The following is a 1402-nucleotide window of genomic DNA, read 5'->3' as shown; positions in this document are numbered from 1 at the left end:
TCTCCTGGTACTAAAATAAAGCTTCCAGTAACATTTGCCGTATTGGCAATTGTTCCGTTTGACGGAACGCTAACAACTGTTACTTGGAATGTGACTTCTACACTTTCACCTGGATTTATATCTGGAAGCGTGAACCCATTATTCGGATTGAACCCAGGTTGTAACACACCGTTTATCGTTACACTGTTCGGTACGAATGTTATAGAGGAAGGTAATACATCACTATATTGAACATTCGTTGCTATCACGGTTCCCGTATTTTGAACTACTGTTGTATATGTGATTGTATCGCCTACCGCAACAACCGGCTGACTTACTGATTTTAATACATTTAAACCAGGCTCATTGATTTCTGTTAATGTCGTGTTACTTGTCGTTATCTCAGTAATAGGCGGCTCTGTCTCACTTACAGCAAATGTAGCCGTAACGTCCACAAAGTTAACAACTGTTCCACCTTGAGGTATGCTCGTTACCATCTCTCGGTATGTGACAAGTACAGAATCACCTACAGGTATATCTGGAACTGTAAAGCCTATGAATGGATCTAGTCCAGGTTCTGGTATTCCATTTATACTCACACTTCCTGGAACAAATGCTACACCACTCGTACTAGAATCAAGAAATTGAACATTCGTTGCCGGTACTGTTCCAAAGTTAGAAATTAGTACATCATAGGTTAATATTTCTCCAACCGTCGCTGCCTCTTTATCTACTATTTTCACTGGAGAAATTGAAGCTATATTAATTGTCGTAACGACTAAATTCGTTAATATCGTTTGCGTAATCGGTGGCTCCTGCGGATTTGGTTGTGAAGTAAACGTAACGTCAGCATCATTTAATATGACTTCATTATCTGGAATTTCCGTAATGGTCACTTGGAACGTTACAGAAATACTCGCACCAGTATTTAATAACGGAGTAACTGTAAAGCCTATTTCTGGATTTAATCCAGGTTGCTGTATTCCACCTATCGTTACACTGTTGTCAACAAACGTCGTCCCTTCTGGAATGACATCCTGGAAGAGTACGTCTGTAACAGGGATAATTCCTACATTCGTTATTAACACTGTATACGTTAATACATCTCCAACAGCTCCAGCGGCAACATTTACTGTTTTTGTTGCTGTCACTTCGCCAGGAGGAGGTAATGGTATTGTAACTACCGTTGTATTACTTGAATTCGTTGTTGTTACAGGTGGTTGTAAAGGATTTAATAAGAAAGTGGCTGTAGCAGATGCTGTATTTAATACTGCTCCGCGTGTAGACGGTGCAACTACCGTAACTTGGAACGTTACTGTCAATGATGTTCCAGCTGCAATATTAGGAAGCAGGAAACCTACATTTGGGTCAAATCCAGGTTGTGGTGTTCCATTTATCGTCACACTATTTGGTACAAATGTTG

The 1402-nt window shown here is 40.1% G+C and carries 1 protein-coding gene; it reads right to left on the bottom strand.

From position 1 onward, the window contains the following. Window positions 1-1402 (bottom strand): DUF7507 domain-containing protein (locus MR083_RS26475; protein ID WP_472927154.1); only part of this gene is annotated, 1402 nt, incomplete at both ends.

This window comes from Bacillus cereus group sp. BfR-BA-01408 (assembly GCF_022663305.1).
Taxonomy (GTDB): domain Bacteria; phylum Bacillota; class Bacilli; order Bacillales; family Bacillaceae_G; genus Bacillus_A; species Bacillus_A pacificus.
This window is presented reverse-complemented; position numbering and strand designations above follow the sequence as displayed.